Source organism: Roseibium aggregatum (assembly GCF_017309185.1).
In the GTDB taxonomy this organism is placed as follows: domain Bacteria; phylum Pseudomonadota; class Alphaproteobacteria; order Rhizobiales; family Stappiaceae; genus Roseibium; species Roseibium aggregatum_B.
Genome location: NZ_JAEKJZ010000004.1, coordinates 325124 through 349784 on the forward strand (window position 1 = coordinate 325124; position 24661 = coordinate 349784).

At 62.3% G+C, this 24661-nt stretch carries 23 protein-coding genes and 1 other RNA gene; 23 read left to right on the forward strand and 1 reads right to left on the reverse strand.

What is annotated here, in order from left to right; translation table 11 throughout:
- Positions 1–49: 49 nt before the first annotated feature.
- The 5 genes from ssrS (at position 50) to JF539_RS19190 (ending at position 2953) form a co-directional block, all read left to right on the forward strand.
- Positions 50–204, forward strand: a non-coding RNA gene (ssrS, locus tag JF539_RS19170) — 6S RNA.
- Between the two features lie 53 nt (positions 205–257).
- Entirely contained in the window at positions 258–836 is a 579-nt protein-coding gene (locus tag JF539_RS19175; protein WP_207142315.1) for a 5-formyltetrahydrofolate cyclo-ligase, read from the forward strand.
- Positions 837–875: 39 nt separating this feature from the next.
- Positions 876–1706, forward strand: coding sequence for a TIGR00282 family metallophosphoesterase (locus tag JF539_RS19180; protein ID WP_207142316.1), 831 nt, complete (start codon positions 876–878; stop codon positions 1704–1706).
- A 103-nt stretch (positions 1707–1809) separates the two neighbouring features.
- Positions 1810–2556 carry a YebC/PmpR family DNA-binding transcriptional regulator gene (locus JF539_RS19185; protein WP_207142317.1) on the forward strand — a complete coding sequence of 249 codons (747 nt, stop codon included), beginning with the start codon at positions 1810–1812 and terminating at the stop codon, positions 2554–2556.
- 85 nt (positions 2557–2641) lie between these two features.
- On the forward strand, positions 2642–2953 hold the full coding sequence (locus JF539_RS19190) for a MazG-like family protein (RefSeq protein ID WP_207142318.1): 312 nt from the start codon (positions 2642–2644) through the stop codon (positions 2951–2953).
- 14 nt (positions 2954–2967) lie between these two features.
- On the opposite strand, the gene JF539_RS19195 is transcribed toward JF539_RS19190, so the two are convergent.
- Positions 2968–3729 carry a sulfite exporter TauE/SafE family protein gene (locus tag JF539_RS19195; protein WP_207142319.1) on the reverse strand — a complete coding sequence of 254 codons (762 nt, stop codon included), beginning with the start codon at positions 3727–3729 and terminating at the stop codon, positions 2968–2970.
- Between the two features lie 156 nt (positions 3730–3885).
- Here JF539_RS19195 and ruvC point away from each other — a divergent pair, with 156 nt between their 5' ends.
- The 18 genes from ruvC to serA all read left to right on the forward strand — a co-directional run bounded on the left by ruvC (position 3886) and on the right by serA (position 24511).
- Positions 3886–4413 carry a crossover junction endodeoxyribonuclease RuvC gene (ruvC, locus tag JF539_RS19200; RefSeq protein ID WP_207142320.1) on the forward strand — a complete coding sequence of 176 codons (528 nt, stop codon included), beginning with the start codon at positions 3886–3888 and terminating at the stop codon, positions 4411–4413.
- Positions 4410–5027, forward strand: coding sequence for a Holliday junction branch migration protein RuvA (gene ruvA / locus JF539_RS19205; protein ID WP_207142321.1), 618 nt, complete (start codon positions 4410–4412; stop codon positions 5025–5027). Before ruvC ends, ruvA begins: the two co-directional genes overlap by 4 nt.
- Positions 5024–5269 carry an endonuclease gene (locus tag JF539_RS19210; protein WP_207142322.1) on the forward strand — a complete coding sequence of 82 codons (246 nt, stop codon included), beginning with the start codon at positions 5024–5026 and terminating at the stop codon, positions 5267–5269. Before ruvA ends, JF539_RS19210 begins: the two co-directional genes overlap by 4 nt.
- Positions 5259–6299 (forward strand): Holliday junction branch migration DNA helicase RuvB, encoded by a 1041-nt coding sequence (ruvB, locus tag JF539_RS19215; RefSeq protein ID WP_207142323.1) that lies wholly within the window; start codon positions 5259–5261, stop codon positions 6297–6299. The genes JF539_RS19210 and ruvB overlap by 11 nt, the downstream gene beginning before the upstream one ends.
- Before the next feature lie 115 nt (positions 6300–6414).
- Positions 6415–8526 carry a methyl-accepting chemotaxis protein gene (locus tag JF539_RS19220; protein ID WP_209017427.1) on the forward strand — a complete coding sequence of 704 codons (2112 nt, stop codon included), beginning with the start codon at positions 6415–6417 and terminating at the stop codon, positions 8524–8526.
- Between the two features lie 105 nt (positions 8527–8631).
- Positions 8632–9096: a tol-pal system-associated acyl-CoA thioesterase gene (gene ybgC / locus JF539_RS19225; protein WP_207142324.1), complete on the forward strand. Its 465-nt coding sequence runs from the start codon at positions 8632–8634 to the stop codon at positions 9094–9096.
- 265 nt (positions 9097–9361) lie between these two features.
- Positions 9362–10081: a protein TolQ gene (gene tolQ, locus JF539_RS19230; RefSeq protein WP_207142325.1), complete on the forward strand. Its 720-nt coding sequence runs from the start codon at positions 9362–9364 to the stop codon at positions 10079–10081.
- Positions 10082–10084: 3 nt separating this feature from the next.
- On the forward strand, positions 10085–10534 hold the full coding sequence (gene tolR, locus JF539_RS19235) for a protein TolR (protein WP_207142326.1): 450 nt from the start codon (positions 10085–10087) through the stop codon (positions 10532–10534).
- Between the two features lie 6 nt (positions 10535–10540).
- A complete protein-coding gene (locus JF539_RS19240) occupies positions 10541–11497 on the forward strand; it encodes a TonB C-terminal domain-containing protein (RefSeq protein ID WP_207142327.1) in 957 nt (318 codons plus the stop codon).
- Positions 11498–11541: 44 nt separating this feature from the next.
- On the forward strand, positions 11542–12906 hold the full coding sequence (gene tolB / locus JF539_RS19245) for a Tol-Pal system beta propeller repeat protein TolB (protein WP_209017428.1): 1365 nt from the start codon (positions 11542–11544) through the stop codon (positions 12904–12906).
- A 169-nt stretch (positions 12907–13075) separates the two neighbouring features.
- On the forward strand, positions 13076–13561 hold the full coding sequence (gene pal / locus JF539_RS19250; protein WP_207142328.1) for a peptidoglycan-associated lipoprotein Pal: 486 nt from the start codon (positions 13076–13078) through the stop codon (positions 13559–13561).
- A gap of 506 nt (positions 13562–14067) precedes the next feature.
- A complete protein-coding gene (gene ybgF / locus JF539_RS19255; RefSeq protein WP_207142329.1) occupies positions 14068–15027 on the forward strand; it encodes a tol-pal system protein YbgF in 960 nt (319 codons plus the stop codon).
- Positions 15011–16387 (forward strand): tRNA lysidine(34) synthetase TilS, encoded by a 1377-nt coding sequence (tilS, locus tag JF539_RS19260; RefSeq protein ID WP_207142330.1) that lies wholly within the window; start codon positions 15011–15013, stop codon positions 16385–16387. The genes ybgF and tilS overlap by 17 nt, the downstream gene beginning before the upstream one ends.
- A gap of 170 nt (positions 16388–16557) precedes the next feature.
- Complete coding sequence (gene ftsH / locus JF539_RS19265; RefSeq protein WP_207142331.1) at positions 16558–18474, forward strand: ATP-dependent zinc metalloprotease FtsH; 1917 nt, start codon at positions 16558–16560, stop codon at positions 18472–18474.
- A 186-nt stretch (positions 18475–18660) separates the two neighbouring features.
- A complete protein-coding gene (gene glmM / locus JF539_RS19270; RefSeq protein WP_207142332.1) occupies positions 18661–20004 on the forward strand; it encodes a phosphoglucosamine mutase in 1344 nt (447 codons plus the stop codon).
- Positions 20005–20455: 451 nt separating this feature from the next.
- A complete protein-coding gene (locus tag JF539_RS19275; protein ID WP_207142333.1) occupies positions 20456–21250 on the forward strand; it encodes an outer membrane protein in 795 nt (264 codons plus the stop codon).
- A 155-nt stretch (positions 21251–21405) separates the two neighbouring features.
- Positions 21406–22584: a phosphoserine transaminase gene (locus tag JF539_RS19280; protein ID WP_207142334.1), complete on the forward strand. Its 1179-nt coding sequence runs from the start codon at positions 21406–21408 to the stop codon at positions 22582–22584.
- Between the two features lie 340 nt (positions 22585–22924).
- Complete coding sequence (gene serA, locus JF539_RS19285; protein WP_207142335.1) at positions 22925–24511, forward strand: phosphoglycerate dehydrogenase; 1587 nt, start codon at positions 22925–22927, stop codon at positions 24509–24511.
- Positions 24512–24661: the final 150 nt, after the last annotated feature.

A 24661-nucleotide genomic window follows, 5' to 3' on the forward strand; every position in this document is an offset into this window, starting at 1 on the left:
AATGCATGCCGCTCTGGTATTTGCGCCGGTGCGGAGCTATATGCGGTAATTGCGGCTGCCCGATACGTCAGGAACATTTTCCCCGGGGCCTTACGCATTCCCTTGGGAGCTGTCCCTGCGCTGGGCCGTGGTCCGTTGCATACGGCGCCCACCTACATTGTAGGTTTCCCGGGATCGCAATTCCAACGGTCGGTCGGCTGCACGTTCCCGCTTCTTTCCGGCGGGAGTGGGCCGCGAAACGTCATTGAAGAGGGCCCATGAACGATCCTTCCAGTCTCGCTTTGGAAAAAGACCGGCTCAGAAAAGAGGCGCTGTCCCGCCGCAAGGCGATGGCAACGGTGGAGCGGATCGAAAAAAGCCTGGCCCTTGCCGATCACGCTCGGTCCCTTCCCATTCCCGATGGCGCGGTTGTCTCCGGGTTCTGGCCGATCCGGGACGAGATCGACCCGAGACCGCTTTTGGATCTCCTGCGCCAAAAGGGACATGCGCTTTGCCTGCCGGCGATCGCCGAGCCGCATCTGGTCTTCCGGAAACTGGAGCGGGGCGGAGACCTGGTTTCGGCAGGCTTCGGCACGATGGAACCGGTGGAAGGGACGGAGGAACTGATCCCGGACGTTCTTCTGATGCCGCTTGCCGCCTACGACAAGGCCGGCAACCGGATCGGATACGGCAAGGGGCACTATGACAAGGCGATCGCGGCGCTTGAAAAAAGTCGGCCGCTTCTTTGCATCGGACTTGCTTTTGCCCTTCAGGAGGTTGACCGCGTGCCTGCGGAAGCGCATGACAAACCGTTGGATGGGATTCTAACCGAACAGGGATACCGGGCTTTCGGCTGAGACCGTGCCAGGTCGACGCTAAAGGGGCCGTAACGACGCATGCGCATTCTGTTTTTGGGCGACCTCGTAGGCCGGGTGGGCCGTAACGCCGTGATCGAGAAGCTGCCGGAACTCGTGGAGGCGAACCGGCTCGATTTCGTGATCGTCAACGGCGAGAACGCCGCATCCGGCTTCGGTATCACCGAAACCATTCTTCAGGATGTGCTCGACGCGGGCGCCGATGTCGTCACGACCGGCAACCACGTCTGGGATCAGCGCGACACGCTTGTCTATATCGAACGCCAGGACCGTCTGCTTCGCCCGGTGAACTATCCTCAAGGCACGCCCGGTCGGGGCGCTCATCTCTTCACGGCACGCAACGGGGCCCAGGTAATGGTCGCCAACGTCATGGGCCGGGTCTATATGGACGCCCTCGACGATCCGTTCCAGGCGATCGAAAGGGTGGTCGACGACTGTCCTCTTGGCCAGGTGGCCGACGCCATCATCGTCGACGTTCACGCGGAGGCGACCAGCGAGAAACAGGCCATGGGGCATTTCCTGGACGGAAGGGTCAGTCTTGTGGTCGGCACGCATACCCATGTACCCACCGCCGATCACCAGATCCTGGAAAACGGCACCGCCTATCTGTCGGACGCGGGCATGTGCGGCGCCTATGACAGCGTGCTCGGCATGGACAAGGAAGAACCGGTGAACCGGTTTCAGCGCAAGATCCCGGGCAGCCGGTTCACGCCTGCCTCCGGCGATGCCACCATCTGCGGCGTTGCGATCGAGACCAGCGACAGCACCGGCCTTGCGGAACGGATCGCCCCGGTCCGGATCGGCGGGCGGCTCGAGCCGGTTCTGCCGTCCTTCTGGCCGGCGGCCGGCTGAAACTTTTCACGGTGAAGTTCTGCGATCTGGATTTTCACCGCCAACTTGCCTATAAGCGGCGCAGTTTTCACGAAAGTTCATCCGCAAAGAGCTGAGAAGAGCCATGGCAGGCCATTCAAAATTCAAGAACATCATGCACCGCAAGGGACGTCAGGATGCCGTCCGCTCGAAGATGTTCTCCAAACTGTCCAAGGAAATCACCGTTGCCGCCAAGATGGGCGACCCGGATCCGGACAGCAATCCGCGCCTGCGTCTTGCCGTGCAGAACGCCAAGGCGCAGTCCATGCCCAAGGACAACATCCAGCGCGCCATCAACAAGTCCCAGACAGGCGATAGCGAGAACTACGAGGAAGTTCGTTACGAGGGCTACGGCCCGGCCGGCGTTGCCGTGGTCGTCGAGGCGCTGACGGATAATCGCAACCGGTCCGCGTCGAACATCCGCTCGTATTTCACCAAATGCGGCGGGTCGCTCGGTGAAACCGGCTCGGTCTCCTTCATGTTCGACCGGGTCGGCGAGATCGTCTACAAGCCGGAAGCCGGTGAGGCGGACGCCGTTCTGGAAGCCGCCATCGAGGCGGGTGCCGAGGATGTCCAGTCCGATGAGAACGGCCACACGATCTACACCGCCTTCGAGGATCTCAACGATGTCGCCAGCGGCCTGGAAGGTGCGCTCGGCGAAGCCGACAGCACCAAGATCATCTGGAAACCGCAGAACCTGACACCCGTCGATGCGGACAAGGCCCAGACGCTGATGAAGCTGATCGACATGCTGGAAGACGATGACGACGTGCAGAACGTCTACTCGAATTTCGACGTCGATGAGGAAACCATGGCGGCGCTGGCCTCCTGAGCGGTTCCTTGAGATCTGATTGGAAACCCCGGTTCTGCCGGGGTTTTGTTTTTGTGGGGTAATCGGTCTTCAAAGGCAGGATATCATGTTCAACATTTACGAACTCACGCAGCAGGATCCGAAGACACTGCAGGAGCGGGCGCTGAAGCTGACCGAGGAGGCCGGTGAACTGGCGCAGGCCATTCTGACCGTAACCAGGGCACCGGGCTCCACCTACAAACCGCACACGATTGAGGACGTTCGCGAGGAGGCCGTGGATGCGGCGATCTGCGCCTTGAGCGTGCTCGCGCAGGCGTGCGCAAGCCGCGAGGAGTTCGAGGCGGAGCTCGACCGGCTGATGACGGTCAAATGCGCCAAGTGGCGGGAGAAACTGGAAAGCGGTCCCGCACCGGAGTGAGACGGGGAGGCCGCTTACCGGAACAGCGGATCCAGCGCCGGCATGCTGGAGATAGCCGCGATCGCGATCAGGACATAGGCGACGACCCGGTAAAGGCTTGGGTCGGCCTTCCTGAAGCCGTTTGAGCCAAGGTAGATCGCGGCGGCGTAGACCGGGATCGCCATGATGAGGAGGTGAAACACCTCGATCGTGAAAAAGCCGCGCAGGATATAGGCGACGAAGGTGCCGACGCTGGACAGGGCGAAGAAGACGATCAGATTGGCCCTGACGATCGCCGGTTCCTTGGCGCTGGACAGCCAGAAGGCGACCACGGGCGGACCTGAGACCTGGGAAATGCCGCCAAGCACGCCGGCGACCGCGCCGACGCCGAGCGAGACCGGGGCGCTCGGTTTCCTGTGGTATCGCCAACCGGAGATCAGCAGCAGCAGCAGGCCGGCGACAATGGCAAAGATGATCCAGCGCAAGAGAAGGACGTCCGTCGTCGCCAGCAGCCAGGCCCCCAGTTGAACGAAGACCACGGCGCCGATGACAGCCGGCAGAACGGTCGGCCAGTCGCAGGTCCTCACCGCGCGGATGACCAGCGGCAGGGCGACGATCCCGTCGATGAACAGGAACGCCGCCGCCGCGGTCGAGGGCAGCATCACGCTGGTGGCGACCGGCATGAAGATCATGCCCGCGCCGAAGCCTGCGAACCCGCGCACGCAGCCCGCGATGAACAGAACCGCCGCAAGAAACGCAAGCAACGTCGGCGAAAAGGAACTGAAAATTTCGAGCATGAGGTACCGGCGGTGTTTTCTGAAAACGGGCGGGATGGCGTAAGCAGGGCTGAAACGCCGGAAGGAGTCGTTCACGGTTGAGGCGAGGCGGACTTTCCGGTGGTAAGCGCAGCTATTGCTGGCGTCAACGAGGAAGTTTTGTTACCGATTTGTTCCATGACACACGCGATTCGATTGCTGGGCATCGATCCCGGGCTCAGGCGCACGGGGTGGGGCATGATTGAGGCTAACGGCAACAGGCTGTCCTTCATTGCCTCCGGCACGGTCACATCCGACAACAGGAAGTCTCTGGCAGAACGTCTGGTCGAGCTGCATCACGGCCTGCAGGAGGTCGTGCGCCAGCACGAACCCGAGGAGGCCGCGGTCGAGCACACCTTCGTCAACAAGGACGCGGGCGCGACCCTGAAACTCGGCCAGGCCCGGGGTATCGCCCTTCTGGTGCCGTCGCTCGCGGGACTGAGCGTTGCCGAATATGCGCCGAACCTGGTGAAAAAGACCGTGGTCGGTACGGGACACGCGGAAAAGGACCAGATCCGGGCCATGGTGAAGGTGCTAATGCCGCGCGCCGTCTTCAATTCCGACGACGCTGCGGATGCTCTTGCGATTGCCATCTGCCATGCCCAGCACCGGGCGAGCGGCGCGGCCCGGCTCGCCGCCCAGACCGCCTCCAGGGGAGCCGCATGATCGGAAAACTCAAGGGCACCGTCGACAGCTACGGCGAGGATCATGTGATCCTGGACGTGCACGGGGTCGGCTATCAGGTGCATTGCCCTTCGCGCATTCTTCAGGGCCTGCCGCGTCCGGGCGAGGCGGCGGTCCTCTTCATCGAGACCATCGTCCGGGAGGACATGATCCGGCTTTACGGCTTCGGACAGGAAGCGGAGCGGGAGTGGTTCCGCATTCTCATGACCGTTCAGGGCGTCGGCGCCAAGGTCGCGCTTGGGATCCTGGGCATCCTCAAGGCCAGTGAAGTGGCCAATGCAATTGCCCTTGGCGACAAGGCGACGATCTCGCGCGCGCCGGGGGTCGGCAAGAGGGTCGCGGAACGGCTGGTGACGGAACTGAAGGACAAGGCGCCGGGGCTGGCCAGCGTCGACCAGGCGACGATCGCCGTCTCCCAGACCGTTTCGGAAAACGTGGCGGCCCGGCCGGTCGCCGAGGCGGTTTCCGCGCTGACCAATCTGGGCTATCAACAGGCACAGGCGAGTGCCGCCGTCGCCAAAGCCATGCAGTCCGCGGGCGAAGAGGCAACGACGGAAACGCTGATCCGGCTCGGCCTGAAGGAACTGGCCGGATGATTGCGGTCGCCTACGCCGTTATCGCGGTGACCTTCGTTGTCCTGGGGATCGGGGGGATCATGTATCTCGACCACCGCTTTTCGCAGTCCGTCGGTGACCGGCCCTTCGCCATGAAAGGGCGCCGTATCGATTCGGACGACCCTTTCGTCCTCAAGCAGTTCCGGAAATTCCAGGCGATTCGTGTTGCTTATTCGCTGCTTCTCGTTGCTCTTCTGATCGCGGTGGTCAGTCATGTCGGATGACAAGCGTCTGGTTACGCCGGAAATCCGCGGCGACGAGATCGACAGCACCATGCGCCCGCAGGCGTTGGACGATTTTGTCGGTCAGGCGCAGGCACGGGCGAACCTCAAGGTGTTCATCGGCGCGGCAAAGGCGCGGGGCGAAGCGCTTGACCATGTGCTTTTCGTGGGGCCGCCCGGTCTCGGCAAGACGACCCTGGCGCAGATCATGGCTCGGGAGCTCGGGGTCAATTTCCGCGCCACCTCCGGTCCGGTGATCGCCAAGGCGGGCGATCTGGCCGCGCTTCTGACCAACCTGGAAGAGCGCGACGTGCTCTTTATCGACGAGATCCACCGACTCAACCCGGCGGTTGAGGAAGTGCTCTATCCGGCAATGGAAGACTATCAGCTCGATCTGATCATCGGCGAGGGGCCGGCCGCGCGCTCGGTGAAGATCGACCTGGCCAAATTCACGCTCGTCGCCGCCACTACCCGTCTCGGCCTTCTGACGACGCCGCTGCGCGACCGTTTCGGCATTCCGGTCCGGCTGCAGTTCTACACGGTCGCGGAGCTTGAACATATCGTCAAGCGCGGTGCATCGATCCTGGGGCTCGGCATGGCCGAGGACGGGGCTCACGAGATTGCCAAACGCTCGCGCGGAACGCCGCGCATCGCCGGCCGTCTGCTGCGCCGGGTGCGTGATTTCGCGGTGTTCGAGGGCGTGGAACGGGTTGACCGCGCGCTGGCGGACAAGGCGCTCCTGCAGCTTGAAGTCGACGGTGCCGGTCTCGACAGCCTCGACAGGCGCTATCTCAACCAGATCGCGGTCAATTTCGGCGGAGGGCCGGTCGGCATCGAGACAATCGCGGCCGCGCTTTCGGAGCCGAGGGACGCGATCGAGGAAATCGTCGAGCCTTACCTCATTCAGAACGGCTTCCTGCAGCGCACCCCGCGCGGCCGGATTCTCACGCCCATGGCCTTCAGCCATCTTGGCCTGGCGGCCCCCGCGCGACCCGAGGCTCCTCAGATGGGACTGTTCGCGGATCCGGAGTAACCGACCTCCGTCGAGGCCGGTCGCGGACAGGGTGTTAACGATGGTATCCCAACGTCATTAAAACTTTTTTGTCTATTCTGGACATATCCTTGCCCCCAACTTTCAAGGGGGGATTATGCGAAAGCGGCTTTCATCAAAACTGGTGCTGATGTTTCTGGCCGGCGCTCTGACCATGAGCGTCGCGATCGTGACAGTTACGTCGATCCAGTCTCGCAATGTGGCCAACGGTCAGGCGGATAACGGGCTCAAGAGCGCAACGCGCGCAAAGCAGAAGATTATCGAACTGGCGCTTGATCAGGTGACTTACGGCACCAGGCAGTTCATCGGCAGCACGGAGGCGAAAGACAGCCTCATGAAAATGCTGGTCGGCTGGAAAAACCTGAAGGAAGGCCAGACCGAAACGCTCCGCCGGATCTTTGTCTCCGATAATCCGCATCCCGCTCACGAACGGCACCTGCTGATCGAGCCGGAGGAAACGAACTACTATGTGAACAATCACAAGGTCGTGCAGCCGATATATGCGGACATTATCGCGCAGGGACTGTTTTCCGACGCGGCTCTGGCAACTCCGGAAGGACAGATCACCTACACCTATCGGAAAGGGCCGGAATTCGGCCATGCCGTCAATGCACCCGACATTGCCGGGAGCGCGGTTCAGGCCGCCCTGGGACCGTTGTTCGCGGCGGCATCGAACGAGACCCTGGCGGCCGGTCAGGTCTTTTCCTCGGGATTCGTGACCGGCGAAGACGGAACCGTCTCCCTGGTCGTGGCCGCTCCGGTATTCTATCTCGACCGCTTTTTCGGCGCGGTGGCCCTGTCGGCCGACATGGCCCGGGTGGCGAAATATCTCAACGAGTCCGCGAAGAGTGCCGACACCGAGAAGATCTTTCTCATGGATACGGCGGGAAAGCTGGTCAACCTCGATGACGCGGGGCGGGCGAAATCGGTTTATTCGCTCGGTGACATCGGCGCCGGCGACAGGCTCATCCGGCTGGGAGACAGCGATTTCCGGTATGCGGAGGCGAGCAGTACGTTCGAGGGCATGCCCTATGGGGTCGTCGAAGCCGTGCGCCAGACCGAACTCTCGGCGGCGGCCGACAGCATCACCTACGGCGCCGTCGTATCCGGGTTCCTTTGCCTGGTGCCTGTCGTCGGCCTCATCTGGTGGATCACCCGCAGCATGTTCGCGCCGCTGGAGCGTCTTTCCGTCGCCGCACGCAAGATTGCCGACGGCGATCTCGATGTACCGGTCGAAGCGACCGGTCGGGTGGATGAAATCGGCCGCATGGCGCGCTGCGTGGAGGTGTTCAAGGAAAATTCCGTCGAGCGGGAACGCTTGTCGGAGGAGCGCAAGGTCGGGCACATCGCGCGGGAGACCCGTGAAAAGCGGATCGATGCGTTGATTGCCGGCTTCCGCGCGGAATCCCAGGCCGTTCTGGAGCTGGTGGAAACCAATATCTCACGTGTCGAGGCGGTTTCCGCGTCGCTCAGCGAGCGCTCGGCGTCGGCTGCCGAGCAGGGCCGGATGGCGGCCGAGGGCTCCGAAAACGCGTCCTCCAACGTTCAGGCCGTCGCCTCGGCCACGGAGGAACTCAACGCATCGATCTCGGAGATTTCGCGTCAGGTCGAGACCACCGCCGCCATCGTTTCAAAGACCACGGCGTCGGCACAGAGTTCCAATGCCAAGATCTCGGGCCTGGAGGAGGCGGCCACCCGGATCGGCGATGTCGTGTCGCTGATTTCCGAAATCGCCGAACAGACCAACCTGCTGGCCCTGAATGCCACGATCGAGGCCGCACGCGCCGGGGATGCCGGCAAGGGCTTCGCCGTGGTGGCCTCGGAGGTGAAATCGCTTGCCGGACAAACCGCAAAGGCAACGGAGGAGATATCCTCCCAGATCGCCGCGATCCAGGCCTCGACGAGTGCCGCGGTCGACGAGATTGCGCGCGTCTCGCAATCCGTCGAAGAGGTGAATTCCTATACCGCGACCATTTCCGATGCCGTGCAGCAGCAGGGTGCGGCCACCGGCGAGATTTCGCGCAATGTCGCGGAAGCTGCCGAGGGAACGCGTAACGTTGCCTCGACCGTCGCGGGCCTGAACGATGGTGTTTCGGAAAATTCCGAGGCCGTCGCGGATGTGCAGACGGCGACGATCGAGATGAAGCAGCAGGCGGAGCGCCTGCGGGGCTCGGTCGAGAAATTCCTCTCCGAGGTTGCGGCGGCCTGAGTGCGAACCTAGGTTAGCGATGGGACCTGGGCCTTCCGGACAGCTTGCCGGAAGGCTCAATCTTGCGGTCCATACCCTGGTCGTTCTGTAATCAAGGAGAGTGCTGTGACTGACTGGCCGGATTTGGCGGGGCGTCTGGAAGAGGGCGGTCATGTGCTTCCTGTGCGTGTCTATTACGAGGACACGGACTTCACGGGCATCGTCTACCACGGCACGTACGTGCGCTACTTCGAACGCGCGCGGTCCGATTTTTTCAGGCTGGCGGGCATCCATCACCGGGAAATGGCGAGCGAGGCCAATGGCGGCCTGGCCTTTGCGGTGCGCGGCATGACACTCGATTTCGAACGCCCGGCCCGGATCGACGATGTTCTGGAGGTCCATACCAGCCTGTCGGAAGCCAAGGGCGCCAGGATCAAGCTCGACCAGCTCATCTACCGGGACGAAGAGCTCCTCGTTTCCGCCGCCGTCACTGTCGCAGTGATTACCTGCGAGGGCCGGGCGACGCGTCTGCCGGAGCATCTGGCCCGTCTGATACAGCCACATCTGCCCGCAGAAACGTCAAGTGGATGAGGAAACCGGACGCCCGCGGTACCCGCGGGCTTCTTTATTTTCGCAATTTATGTCGCTGTATAAAGCCGCGTTAATCTTGCGGTAACCTTAATTGATTCCTTTAGAAAGGGGCTGCTTTGGCGGGCAAGTCCCAGTTTTGACAAAATCGAACGTCAGAGAGGCGACTGGTCGGGAAGGCCGGAGCGCCGAATCCAGTTCCTTGCTGGCGCGGCCGGATAGGCGTTGCACAAAGCAGCATCAGACCACCTAGGGGTCACAAGATTTAATGGAAGCACACGCACAATCTATTGCTGAAGCGGCCCTGGTGGCGCAGCAGGGGGACATTTCGTTTTTCTCGCTGTTCTGGCAGGCCCATATCGTCGTCAAGATCGTGATGATCGGCCTGCTGGCCGCCTCCGTCTGGTGCTGGGCGATCATCGTCGACAAGTTCATGCTGATGGGCCGGACCAAGCGGCAGATGAACCGGTTCGAGACCGTGTTCTGGTCGGGCCAATCTCTGGAAGAGCTTTACGGCACTCTTCATAATCGGGTGAACCATTCCATGGCCGCACTGTTCGTTGCCGCCATGCGGGAGTGGAAGCGCAGCCACGAAGGCGCCAAGCCGGCCATCGCCAGTCTGCAGCAGCGGATCGACCGGGTGATGGACGTGACCATCCAGAGGGAATCCGAACGGCTGGAAAACCGCCTTCTGGTGCTTGCGACCGTTGGCGCGTCTGCCCCCTTCATCGGCCTGTTCGGCACCGTCTGGGGCATCATGACCGCGTTTCAGGCCATCGCAGCGTCCGAAAGCACGAATCTCGCCGTTGTCGCGCCCGGGATCGCGGAAGCGCTGTTTGCCACGGCGCTCGGCCTCCTGGCCGCCATTCCCGCGGTGATTGCCTACAACAAGTTCAACTCCGATGTCGGCAAGGCCATCGCCCGGATGGAAGGCTTCGCGGACGAATTCTCCGCAATCCTGTCGCGTCAGATCGACGAGAGGGGCTGAACCATGGCCATGCAGGTCGGTTCGGGACAAGCCGGAGGCAGGCGGGGACGGCGCCGGCGGCGTCATGCCCCGATGAGCGAGATCAATGTGACGCCCTTCGTGGACGTCATGCTCGTGCTTTTGATCATCTTCATGGTTGCCGCGCCGCTGCTGACTGTCGGCGTGCCGATCGACTTGCCGGAAACCCGCGCCAAGGCGCTGGAAGGCGATACGGAGCCGATCACGATTTCGGTCAATTCCGCCGGCGAGATCTACATTCAGGACACGCCGATCGCGCTTGACGAGGTCGTGCCCAAACTCGAAGCCATTGCCGCCAACGGCTACGACGAACGCATTTATGTGCGTGGCGATCAGGATGCCGACTACGGCACCATGATGAAGCTCATGGGGCGGATCAACGCGGCCGGGTTCAAGCGCCTCGGTCTGGTCACTCTGGAAGAACGGGACTCGTAAAGCGTCATGCGCGCCGGTCTCATCGCGTCTCTGGCCGGTCACACGGCCGTATTGCTCTGGGGCATTGTCGCCTTTCCGGACGCGGAGAGTTTTTCGGTGCCGCAGGTGGAATCGCTTCCCGTCGACCTGATCCCCGTGGAGGAATTCACCCAGCTGCGTTTGGGCGAGAGGACCGCGGAAATCCGGGACGTCGCGGCGCTGCAGCCCACCGAGACACCGACGGAGGAGCCGCCGCAGCCGGCCGACAAGCCCGGCGAGAGCCAGGTGCAGCAGCCGACGCCGCCGACGCCGAGCCCGGCCCCGACGCCACCGCCCGCGCCGGAACCGGATCCGCAACCCGTTGCCGAACCCGAGCCAGAGCCGGCGCCTGCGCCCGCTCCGTCCCCGGAACCGGAACAGGCTGCCGAACCGGAACCTGCCCCGGAGCCTGAGCCTGTCCCGCAGCAGGAAGCCGCGCCCGCGCCGCAACCGATCCTCACCAGCGTCGCGCCACGGTCGAAGCCGACACCACCCCAGCGGACGCCGGAACCGCCACAGGACGATTTCAGCGCGACGAACATCGCAGCGCTTCTGAACAAGGTGGAGCCGGCCCAACAGAGCGGCAACGCCTCCGAGCAACCGGCGTCGCTCGGGTCCCGGCAGGGAGCGCAGAATGTGCGGATGACCCAGTCGGAACTCGACGCCCTCAGAGGCCAGGTGGCCCAGTGCTGGAACCCGCCGGTCGGGGCCGTCGGTGCGGAAAACCTCAACGTCCGGGTGCGGTTCAGCCTGTCCCAGAACGGCGATGTGTCCAGCAGTCCGGAAGTGTTGAACTCGAACGGAAATCCGGCATTCCGGGCTGCGGCAAGCAGCGCGGTTCGTGCAATAATGCGCTGCCAGCCATATTCTCTTCCCATTGCCAAGTATGAAGCTTGGCAGGAAGTGATCATTAATTTCGACCCGAGGGAAATGCTCGGGGGATAGTCCGGGGAGCCGGATCGATTGTCGATAAGGGAGCGGTCGTGCTCATGCATGGAATTTCGAAGACAGTTTCTGTTTTCCCGAACCTGACAGGTTGGGGACGGAAGGCATTGGCTGCCGCCGGCCTGTTGGCGCTTCTGTCGGCGGTCGTGCCGCACCCGGCAATGGCGCTGGTGGAAATCGACATCACCCAGGGCAACATCGAACCCCTGCCGATCGCGCTGCCGCCGTTTTCCGCCGAAGGCGGCGACAGCAAGGTGGCCGGGGACATGACCGGCGTCATCGCTGCGGATCTGAAGCGTTCGGGACTGTTCAACCCGCTCGATCCGGCCAGCTTCATCCAGAAGAACATGAGCGTGAATTCCACGCCGCGTTTTGGCGACTGGCGCCAGATCAGCGCGCAGGCCCTTGTGACCGGCACGGTGATCAAGCAGCCGGACGGACGGCTCCGGGCCGAGTTCCGGCTGTGGGACGTCTTCGCCCAGGAGCAGATGCTCGGCCAGCAATTCTATACGACGCCGGAAAACTGGCGCCGTCTGGCGCATATCATCGCCGACGCGATCTATGAGCGGCTGACCGGTGAAAAGGGCTATTTCGACACCCGTATTGTTTATGTCGACGAGACCGGGCCGAAGGACAAACGGGTCAAGCGCCTGGCGATCATGGATCAGGATGGCGCCAATGTGCGCTATCTGACCAAGGGCGACGACCTTGTCCTGACGCCGCGCTTTTCGCCCAGCCGGCAGGAAATCACCTATATGTCCTACGGCGGGGCGGATCCCAGTGTCTATCTCCTGAACATCGAGACGGGGCAGCGCGAGATCGTCGGAAACTTTCCGGGCATGACCTTCGCGCCGCGGTTTTCCCCGGACGGCCAGAGCGTGGTCATGAGCCTGCAACAGGGCGGCAACGCCAATATCTTCCAGATGGATCTGAGGTCCCGGCGGACCACACGGCTGACCAATACGGCGGCGATCGACACCAGCCCGTCCTTTTCGCCCGACAGCCGCCAGATTGTCTTCGAATCCGACCGGGGCGGAACGCAGCAGCTTTACGTGATGAATGCCGACGGCAGCAACGCGCAGCGCATTTCCTTCGGGCCGGGGCGCTATTCCACGCCCGTTTGGTCGCCGCGCGGCGACCTGATCGCCTTCACCAAGCAGCATCAGGGCCGGTTCATGATTGGGGTCATGCGCCCGGACGGGAAGGGGGAGCGTATCCTAACGGAAGGATATCATAACGAAGGGCCTGCCTGGTCGCCGAATGGCCGTGTTCTCGTGTTCTTCCGCGATACGCCGGGAGCCAACGGCGGTCCCCAGGTCTGGACGGTCGATCTGACGGGGTACAACGAGCAGCGCCTGGAGACACCGGCCTTTGCGTCGGACCCGTCCTGGTCGCCGCTGATCAACTGACGGGAACGAAGTTTTCCGGCCCAAGGGGCGAATGTTAAGGTTTTGCTAACCAAGTTTGCAAAGACGCTTTTAACCAGCTTTGGCTAGAAAGCGTTTACCAAGAGCGTAGGGCGATTGAACCGGACGTTTCGATGGTCAGGTTGGCGGGCTGGGGATGTAGGAGACAGGAATGTTGGAACAAATAAATGCCGCCAGGAGCGCGCGCTGGGTCGCGATCCTGTTCACGGTCCTTTTCGCGGCGGCATGTGCTCAGACAAAGCCGGACGGTCTTTCCAGCAATGTGAAACCGGGTACCGGTCAGGATTTCGTCGTCAATGTCGGCGATCGGGTGTTCTTCGAGGAAGACCAGTCGGTGCTGAACGGGCAGGGCCAGGCAACGCTCGCCAATCAGGCGAAGTGGCTGAGCCGCTATTCGCAATACACGATCACCGTCGAAGGCCATGCGGACGAGCGCGGAACGCGTCAATACAACATCGCGCTTGGCGCGCGCCGGGCTCAGGCCGCCCGCGATTACCTGGTTTCCCAGGGCGTGAGCGCGTCGCGTATCAAGACGATTTCCTACGGCAAGGAACGTCCGGTGGCCGTCTGTAACGACAACAGCTGCTGGTCCCAGAACCGCCGCGCGGTGACGGTGCTGAACAACGCCACGAACTGATTTGGGCGAAATTCGAAAGACTGGCCGGACACTGCGTCCGGCCTTTTTCGTTTCTGCCGGAAACACCAGCTGTTTCCCGGGAGAAAATGCCTGAAATCGTCAAAATTTAGCCGAAGTCGGAGCGCTCTGTGCACTTGAGTGAGAAGCCGGGCATGGCAATACCAAGGACCATTGATTATAACTTATCCGACCGGTTTTTCAGGCTTTTCGGTCAGGAGCGTGTCGCAGGGCGATGCGGGGTATCGTCCAAGACACGAGACGCTGTCCGAAAAGCCTGAAAAACCGGCCTCCGGTGGTCGAAAGACGGCCGCCGGACGTCGTTGCGTCGCTTGCTCGGCCAACTAGGCCGCGCTGTACGACGCGCCTTGCCGGCAGACGCCTTTCGCCCATCAGATGGGTGATAATCAATGGTCCTTGGTATAGGACATCATGCAGGAAGGGCTGCCGCGCCGTTCGCGCCGATTGCGAACGGAACATGAAGACGGCGGGCCAAACCGGAGGAGTGAATGCGACAGTTCAAGAGGCTTACTGGCCTTTTCATGGCGTTGGTTGTCATTGCCGCCGCCACGCCGTCCGAAGCGCAGCTTTTCGGTCGGCGCAACGACGAATCGGCGGTCCGGATCAACCAGCTGGAACAGCAGGTCCGCACGCTGACCGGGCAGATCGAGCAGATGTCCTATCAGATGCGCGAACTGCAGGATCAATTGCGCCGCTTGCAGGAAGACAACGAGTATCGATTCCAGCAGCTGGAAGGCGGCACCCCCGGAAAACGCTCCGATGCAACGGGGGCCGTACCGGGAAGCGCGGCGCCGGGGCTTGCGGCGGACGGGACGCCGCTCTCCGAACCCCTGGTGGCGCCGGGGGGCGGATTCGCCACGGTTCCCGCCGACGGCTCCGGAGACGGCAACTGGTCTGACACCGGAGGATACGAAACGGGCGGTGGCCTGCCTTCGGACGGTCCCATCGATTTGTCCAAACTCGCAAACGGCCTGGAAGACATCCCGGCGACCGGTGACAATCTTGCGCCCGACGCTAGTCTCTCCACCGAGGAGGATTCCATTGCTGCCATCATCGGCAGCGGCGATCCCCGCACCGATTACGATGCCGCCTATTCGCACGCGGTCAACGGCGACTATTCAGCGGCCGAAAACGGTTTCCGCGCCTTCCTGGAAAGCTATCCGGACGACCAGCTCAGCGCGAATGCCCAATACTGGCTGGGCGAAAGCCTTCTGGCGCAGCAGAACTACCGGGAAGCGGCAGATGCCTTCCTGAAGACCTACACCGACCATCCCGGGAGTACCAAGAGCCCCGACAGCCTGTTGAAACTGGGCGTCTCCCTGCGCGGTCTGGGAGAAGCCGATGCCGCCTGCGCGACTTTTTCCGAATTGCTCAACAAATATCCGAACGCCGCTCCGGCGGTGCTGAGCCAGGCGCGGGACGAACGCCGCCGTGCGCAATGTTCCTGAGACGCCGGTCGGGCCCGATGGGCTTCAGGCCTCTGAAGCGGACCTGCTTTTTCAACCGCTGACCCCTTTTTCAAATCTTGCTCTGGCCGTTTCGGGCGGTGCGGATTCCCTTTCCCTTCTCGTCCTCTTCAACGACTGGCGACAGCGGACCGGCTGGGGTGGCGCGGTTGAAGTCGTGACGGTCGATCACGGATTGCGACCGGAAAGCGCTGACGAGGCAGCCTTAGTCGCGCAATGCGCCGAGGCACGCGACCTGCCCCATACGATCCTGTGCTGGCAGGGCGAAAAGCCTTCAAGAAACCTTCAGGAAGACGCGCGCCTGGCCCGGTACCGGCTGATCGCCGAGCATATGCGGCACTCGGGCGCGGAAGCGCTGGTGCTCGGGCATCACCTCTACGATCAGGCGGAAACCTTTCTCGACCGGCTGACGCGCGGCAGCGGCCTTGCGGGCTTGAGCGCAATGGCGCCGGACGAACCGGACGGGCCCGAGGGGCTGCGGTTGCTGCGTCCCCTTCTGAGTGTGCCCAGGGAGCGTCTTGAAGCCAGCCTGGCGGTGCGGGGGCTTGACTGGTGCCGGGACCCCTCCAACGACGATCCGAAATACAAGCGGGGCCGACTGCGGCGGATCCTGCCGCTGCTTGCCGCGGAGGGGCTGTCGAGCGAACGCATCGCCCAGACCGCGCGTCAGCTCCGGCGGGCCCGCGAGGCGCTGGATACAGTTGTTGGGCAGACGGCGGCTGCCGAAATCGAGGACCATCCCGCAGGAGCTCTCAGACTGACGCGTGACGCCTATTGCGGGCTTGCGGAGGAACTGCGCCTGAGGTTGCTTACCCACATGGTCTTGCGGACCGCCGGTGTCCGCCCGAGGCTGCGGCTGCAGAAGCTGGAAACGCTCGACCGCCAGCTGATGTCCGGCAAATCCGGACGGCACACGCTTGCCGGTGTTCTTTTCGAAACCGGAGAATCCTGGCTCTGGGCCGCCAGGGAGCCGGGGCGCAGTCCGCCCGAAACCCTTCGAAATCCGAGAGGACGGGGTATCTGGGACCGCCGTTACCGCTACCGTTTTCCCGAGAACGAGACCGGAGGAATGCCGGACCGGGACCTGTTTCTGGGGCCGCTTTGTTCGGCGCCGGTGGCGCCACCGGACATTCTTTGGCCATCCGGTTGGCCTAAAAGCGCATTCGGCTGCTCTCCAGTTGTCTGGGACGCGGACGGGATGGCGATATCCGGTCCCCTGCTAGCCGGGAGGGCCGGCGCTGACAGCGGCGTCGGGATGCCTTTCGACCTGGAACGGTTGCCAATTCAAGGTAGATTGACGGTTAACTATGTGGAGGAAGGGGCTGCGGACGGGGAAAACTAGAGTTTTCCTTGTGTCAAACATCTGATAGTGGTCCAAACTTAACAAATTGGTCAGTGCATATGCGCAACTATGGCGCACCGCCTTGGCAGCGGGCTTAGGGCGACCTATCTTCGCTCTAAAGAAAACGTAACCGCGCACAGTTTGTCGCGTCGGGCGGTTAAGGAAACGAAATGAACGCACATTTTCGCAACTTCGCTCTCTGGGTCATCATCGCCCTGTTGTTGATCGCTTTGTTCCAGCTGTTCCAAAGTCCCGCACAGCATGGCGCGACCAACGACGTCGCCTATTCCGACTTCATGAAGCAGGTCGACAACGGCGAAGTCAGATCGGTGACCATCCAGGAGCAGAAAATCACCGGCAGCTACAACAGCGGCGGCGCCTTCCAGACCTATGCTCCCGACGGGGCGCAGTATGTCGACGAGTTGCGCAAAAACGGCGTTCTGATCAATGCCCGTCCGCCGGCGGAAAGCTCGCCCCTGATCAGCGCCCTGTTCTCCTGGCTGCCGATGCTGATCATTCTCGGCATCTGGATCTTCGTGATGCGCCAGATGCAGGGCTCCGGCGGCAAGGCCATGGGCTTCGGCAAATCCAAGGCGAAACTTCTGACCGAAGCGCACGGCCGGGTGACATTCGAGGACGTGGCCGGCATCGACGAGGCCAAGGAAGACCTGCAGGAGATCGTCGAGTTCCTGCGCGACCCGCAAAAGTTCCAGCGGCTGGGTGGCCGTATTCCGCGTGGCGTGCTGCTTGTCGGCCCTCCGGGCACCGGTAAGACACTGACCGCGCGCGCGGTGGCCGGTGAGGCGAATGTGCCGTTCTTCACCATTTCCGGCTCTGACTTCGTGGAAATGTTCGTTGGCGTCGGCGCCTCGCGCGTCCGCGACATGTTCGAGCAGGCCAAGAAAAACGCACCCTGCATCATCTTTATCGACGAAATCGATGCGGTGGGCCGTCACCGCGGCGCCGGTCTCGGCGGCGGCAACGACGAACGCGAACAGACCTTGAACCAGCTCCTGGTCGAGATGGACGGGTTCGAGCCCAACGAAGGCATCATCATCATTGCCGCGACCAACCGTCCGGACGTTCTCGATCCGGCGCTGCTGCGCCCGGGCCGCTTCGACCGGCAGATCGTCGTGCCGAACCCGGATATCACCGGTCGCGAGAAGATCCTCAAGGTTCACATGCGCAAGGTTCCGCTGGCGCCGGATGTCGACGTCAAGACGCTGGCACGCGGAACGCCGGGCTTTTCCGGTGCCGACCTGATGAACCTCGTCAACGAGGCGGCTCTGCTGGCGGCCCGCCGGTCCAAGCGGCTGGTGACCATGGCCGAGTTCGAGGACGCCAAGGACAAGGTCATGATGGGCGCGGAACGACGCACCCTGGTCATGACCGAGGAAGAAAAGAAGCTGACCGCCTATCACGAAGCAGGCCACGCCCTGGTCGCGCTCCATCAGGAAGCGTCAGACCCGATCCACAAGGCGACCATCATTCCGCGCGGCCGTGCGCTCGGCATGGTCATGCGTCTTCCGGAAAAGGACCAGGTCTCGCTGACACGGGCGAAGTGCAAGGCGGACCTTGCCGTCGCCATGGGCGGGCGCGTCGCCGAGGAGATGATCTTCGGCTACGAGAAGGTGACCTCCGGCGCTTCCGGGGACATTCAGATGGCGACCAAGCTGGCCCGGGCCATGGCGACCCAGTTCGGCATGTCCGACAAGCTGGGGCCGCTGCTCTACGGCGAAAACCAGGAAGAGGTGTTCCTGGGCCATTCGGTGGCCAAGAACCAGCATGTCTCCGACGAAACCCAGAAAATCGTCGACGCGGAAATCAAGTCCTTCGTCAATCGCGGCTATGAGACCGCCAAGAAGATCCTGACCGATCACGAGGACCAGCTTCACACGATCGCCAAGGGCCTTCTGGAATACGAAACCCTTTCGGGCGACGAGATCCGCGGTCTTCTGGACGGCAAGCCGCCGGTCCGGGACACGGACGACGACCAGCCGATCGGGCGCTCTTCCGCCGTGCCGACCGCCGGCGCCAAGCGGGGCGGCGACGAGGCCAGCGGCGGCATGGAGCCGCAGCCGTCCTGATCGCGGCAGCATGCACGGAACAATTCGAATGCCCGGCTCCTGCCGGGCATTTTCGATTTGGGCGGCCTTTGGCGCGAAGCTGAAGGATCGTTAGTGAATAGTAACATTTGCTCACATATTTTTATTCGCGGCAGACCCCTGACTTGCGCAATATGCGCGCAGCGAACACTCAGACAGGCATGACATATGCGTAAGTTTTTCGGCACCGACGGCATTCGCGGCGAGGCCAATTCCTATCCGATGACCGCCGAACTGGCCCTGAAGGTCGGGATGGCCGCCGGATTGGTGTTCAAGAATGGCGGTCACCGTCACCGCGTGGTCATCGGCAAGGACACGCGTCTGTCCGGTTACATGCTGGAGACGGCGCTGGTGGCGGGTTTTACGTCCGTGGGAATGGATGTGTTTCTGCTCGGTCCGCTGCCGACCCCGGCGGTCGCCATGCTGACCCGGTCGCTCAGAACCGATCTCGGGGTGATGATCTCCGCTTCTCACAACCCGTTTCAGGACAATGGCATCAAGTTCTTCGGTCCGGACGGCTTCAAACTGAGCGACGAGATCGAGGAGACCATCGAGAAACTGGTTCTTGGCGACATGACGTCCGGTCTGGCCGACGCACGCGAACTTGGCCGGGCTAAACGGATCGACGGCGCTCAGCAGCGCTATATCGAGTTCGCCAAGCGCACCCTGCCCAGGGAAATGAGTCTGGAAGGCCTGCGCGTGGTCATCGACTGCGCCAACGGCGCGGCCTACAAGGTGGCACCGGAGGCCCTTTGGGAACTCGGCGCGGAAGTGATTTCCATGGGCGTTTCTCCGGACGGCTTCAACATCAACAAGGAATGCGGTTCGACTTCGACGGACGCCCTGTCCCGGAAGGTGCATGAGGTGCGCGCGGATATCGGCATCGCGCTCGACGGCGATGCCGACCGGGTGATCATCGTGGACGAGAACGGCGAGGAGGTCGACGGCGACCAGCTCATGGCGGTCGTCGCGCAGTCCTGGCAGGCCTCGGACCGCTTGTCTGGACCGGGAATCGTCGCGACGGTGATGTCCAACCTGGGACTGGAACGCTATCTTGAAGGCCTCGGCCTCGGGCTGGCGCGCACGAAAGTCGGCGACCGCTATGTGGTCGAGCATATGCGGGCCCATGGCTACAATGTCGGCGGGGAACAATCCGGACACATCGTTCTCTCGGATTTCGCCACCACCGGGGACGGGCTGATCGCGGCGCTACAGGTTCTGGCCTGCGTCAAGGATCAGAACAAGCCGGTTTCCGAAGTCTGCCGCCGGTTCGATCCGGTGCCGCAGATCCTGAAGAATGTGCGCTACAGCGGCGGCAAACCGCTGGAGCTGGATCAGGTCAAGTCGGCCATCGAAGACGGCGAAGCCCGTCTTGGAAAATCCGGCCGGCTCGTGATCAGGCCCTCCGGTACGGAGCCCTTGATCCGCGTCATGGCCGAAGGCGACGACGCCGAACTGGTCAATCAGGTCGTTAACGACATTGCCGGTGTGGTTGCCTCGGCGGCAGCCTGAACATTCAACACATAGCTGTCACGGACCCGAAAGTGGCGGTCGCGCTTGCCGGTTGATCTCATGCGGTCTTCCGGACAGCGTGCCGCCAGGCGATGACGCGTGCGTGGAACGCCGGGCGCGGGAACGGTGGCGGCGGTCTCCGGTTTTCGTATGTATCTGGCCGATCTTGCACTTTTGCGCTTGCGGAATGAAAAACCCGTGACGGACCGGTGCCCGGCCGGAACCTCACCCAGGCGGAGATACCAACCAAGCGGCTGGCCGAAGCCCGGAATACCCCGATGGTTGATTTTAATACATTGTAAACAACTTGCCTTGTTAAGACATTTTTAAGGTAAAAAAACAGGGTTAAAGAACAGAGTTAAGTCAACATTAATGAATCCTCGTCAGTATGCTTTCGAGTTTAACGTGTCCGTATTGGGGAATCGGGCGCTCAAGAAACGAGGACGAAGACATGGACAATTTATTCAAGCGTTTGTCTTTGACCGGCTTTGCTGTTGTGCTTTCCACTGCGGCCATCGCCGCGGATCTGCCCGCTCCGGTCATTGAACACATCCCGGAAGTTCCGGCCGTCGGCGGCTGGTATCTGCGTGGCGACATCGGGTACAAGATCTACAGCACGCCCGACCTGAAGTACGGCACCCTGGACTTTTACGACGAAGAGATGGACGGCACCTTCATGATCGGGGGCGGCGTCGGCTACAAGTTCAACAATCACTTCCGGACCGATTTCACGATCGACTACGAATTCCCGGCTGAAGTCGAAGCGAAAGCCTTCTGCGGAACCTGCGGCACGGCTTATTCGATCGAAAAGGCGGACATCGACGTCTGGACCTTCATGCTGAACGGCTATGTGGATATCGGAACCTGGAACCGGTTCACGCCTTATGTGGGTGCCGGTATCGGGGCGTCCTATGTCACCACCAAGGACATCACCTTCGACAATGGCGGCGGTGTGACGGGCACCTACGGCGGCGACAGCAAGTGGAACTTTGCCTGGGCGCTCATGGCCGGTGCCTCTTATGACATCACGCAGAACTTCGCACTCGACGGCGGCTACCGGTACCTGAATATCGGTGATGCGCATTCCGCGAAATTCGCAACAGGCGGTCAGAACACCCGGATCGAATACGAAGATCTGCAGGCGCATGAGTTCCGCATCGGCGCGCGCTACACCTTCAATTCAACGGCCGCGCCGGCCGGCCCGGTCTATTACGAGCCGCAGGGCCCGATCAGCAGCAACTTCTGATCCAGCTGGGATCCTGGAAATCTCGAAGGCCGGTCGTTCGACCGGCCTTTTTCGTGTGCGCGGCGAATTGATTTGACCGACGCCTCCCAAACTTCTATCCCCATAGGTGGGCCACCCCTCCCCAACGAGGGGCAACTATCTGTGAGGGTAGATACATGACAGATCTCACCGCAAAGCCGGACTTGCGTCCGGCCAATCCCAATTTCTCTTCAGGTCCCTGTTCCAAACGTCCCGGGTGGTCGTTCGACCAGCTCTCCGGCGCGCCGCTCGGCCGGTCGCACCGGGCAAAACCGGGGAAGGCCAAGCTGGCCGAAGCCATCGACCTGACACGCAAGGTTCTCAAGGTTCCGGACGATTACCGCATCGGCATCGTTCCGGCGTCGGATACCGGCGCGGTCGAAATGGCGCTCTGGTCGCTGCTCGGCGCGCGCGGCGTCGACATGCTCGCCTGGGAAAGCTTCGGTTCAGGCTGGGTGACCGACGTTCTGAAGCAGCTCAAGCTGGCGGATGCCCGCGTCCTCGAGGCCCCCTACGGCGCATTGCCGGACCTGAAGGCCGTCGATTTTTCCAATGACGTCGTCTTCACCTGGAACGGCACCACCTCCGGCGTTCGCGTTCCGGACGGGGACTGGATACCGGCCGACCGCGAAGGCCTGACGATCTGCGACGCGACTTCTGCCGCCTTCGCGCAGGATCTGCCTTTCGAGAAACTCGACGTTGTCACCTTCTCCTGGCAGAAGGTGCTGGGTGGGGAGGCCGCCCATGGGGTTCTTATCCTGAGCCCGCGCGCGGTGGAGCGCCTGGAAAGCTACACGCCGGCCTGGCCCCTGCCGAAGATCTTCCGTCTGACGAAGGGCGGCAAACTGATCGAGGGCGTCTTCAAGGGCGAGACCATCAACACGCCGTCCATGCTTTGCGTCGAGGATTATCTCGATGCGCTGAAATGGGCAGACGGTCTCGGCGGTCTGGACGCCCTGCGTGCACGGGCCGACGCCAATCTTCAGGTCCTTGCCGATTGGGTCGGGCAAACCGCGTGGGCGGATTTTCTGGCCGTCGATCCGGCAACCCGGTCGAACACGTCCGTCTGCCTGAAGGTCGTCGATACGGACATCCTTGCCCTTGACGGTGACCGGCAAGCGGCTTTCGCGAAGGCTATCGTGTCGGCTCTGGACGCGGAAGGGGTCGCCTATGACATCGGCGCCTACCGCGACGCGCCGTCCGGCTTGAGGATCTGGGTCGGGGCGACGATTGAGACCGGCGACCTGAAAGCCCTGACCCATTGGCTCGAATGGGCTTTCCGATCCGAAAAAGCGAAACTGCTTCAGGCCGCCTGAGCATTTTCTTCAAAGCCTCGGGCGATAAGTCTGAAGCCTTTGATGTTGAAAAGCAGCTCCCTCGGCAAGGCGCGCCGCGACGCGCGATGCGGTGTAACGGGCAGGCGGCGCAACGCTGCCGATGGGCTGCTTTCCATCACCCGAAGGGCCGGTCTCCCTTGCCCGCTGACGTCGTCGGGTCGTGCTTGTGGTGGGAAACACCACGGCGCGCAATCCGCCTCGTCAGCAGACAAAGCTGATCCGGTCAAAGACTAAAGACTTATCGCTCGAGGCTCTGGACGACACGACACCTCCGGGCGGACATCGCCCGGTCTGAACGCGTATTCAAAGGAGAATGACAATGGCTCCCAAGGTCCTGATTTCGGACAAGCTTTCGCCCGCCGCCGTGCAGATTTTCAAAGACCGCGGCGTGGACGCGGATTTTCTGCCGGATGTCGGCAAGGACAAGCAAAAACTTCTGGACATCATCGGAAACTACGACGGACTGGCGATCCGCTCGGCCACCAAGGTAACCGAAAAGGTCATCGCCGCGGCCGACAATCTGAAAGTGATCGGCCGGGCGGGCATCGGCGTCGACAACGTCGATATTCCAAAGGCGACCGCGCGCGGCATCATCGTGATGAACACGCCTTTCGGAAACGCCATCACCACCGCCGAACACGCACTGTCGCTGATGATGTCTCTGGCCCGGCAGATCCCGGCGGCGGATGCCTCGACGCAGGCCGGTAAATGGGAAAAGTCCCGTTTCATGGGGCGCGAGCTTACCGGCAAGACCCTCGGCCTCATCGGTTGCGGCAATATCGGTTCCATCGTCGCCGACCGGGCGATCGGTCTCAAGATGAAGGTCGTGGCTTTCGATCCTTTCCTGACCCCGGAGCGGGCGGTAGCGCTGGGGATCGAAAAGGTCGATCTCGACGCGCTCCTGAGCCGGTCCGACTTTGTCACGCTGCACACGCCGCTGACCGACAAGACCCGGAACATCATCAGCGCGGATGCTCTTGCCAGGATGAAAACCGGAGCGTTCCTGATCAATTGCGCGCGTGGCGGACTGGCGGATGAGGCGGCGGTCCGCGCCGCGCTCGATGAGGGCAAACTCGGTGGCGCCGCGTTCGACGTGTTTGTCGAGGAGCCGGCGAGAGACAACGTGCTCTTCGGGGCGCCGAATTTCGTTTCAACGCCGCATCTGGGCGCTTCGACCACGGAAGCCCAGGAGAATGTCGCTCTCCAGGTCGCGGAGCAGATGTGCGACTATCTTCTGGAAGGCGCCGTGCACAACGCGCTCAACATGCCGTCGATCTCGGCGGAGGAAGCACCCAAGCTCGCCCCCTTCGTCCAGCTCGCGGAACAACTCGGATCCTTCGCGGGGCAGTTGACGGAAACGGGTATCGAAGGGGTCCGGCTGGAATATGCCGGCGCGGTCGGCGAGATGAACGTCCAGGCGCTGACGGCGGCTGCGTTGACGGGCCTGCTGACGCCGCTTCTGCAGACGGTCAACATGGTCTCCGCACCGATCCTGGCGAAAGACAGGGGGATCAAGGTGGAGGAAGTCCGCCGGGAAAAGGAAGGCGCTTACGAAACCTATATCCGGCTTACCGTCGTCACCGAGCGCCAGGACCGATCGGTTGCCGGCACGGTCTTCGCCGACGGCAAACCCCGGATCATTCAGGTCAAGGGCATCAACATGGAAGCCGAGCTCGGGCCTCACATGCTCTATATCACCAATGAGGACAAGCCGGGTTTCATCGGACATCTCGGCATGGAACTCGGCAACAGCGACGTGAACATCGCGACCTTCAACCTCGGCCGTCTGACACCGGGTGGCGACGCGATCTGCCTGGTCGAGGTGGACGGCGAGGTGCCTGGCGCGGTCATGGCGCGGCTGGAAGCCGTTTCCCATGTGAAACAGGTGAAGGCGCTGCGGTTCTAGAGCCGGTCGCATTTGAACCGCAACCGTGCCCGCGAGCGCAGGCCTCCTCTCTCACGGGTGAGGGGGCCTGGCAGCGCCAGAAGCAGTTGCCTTTTCTGCAAGAGCCAGGGCACCAGGCCATGCCCGTGGTTGCCTCCGCGCTGGTCCCTC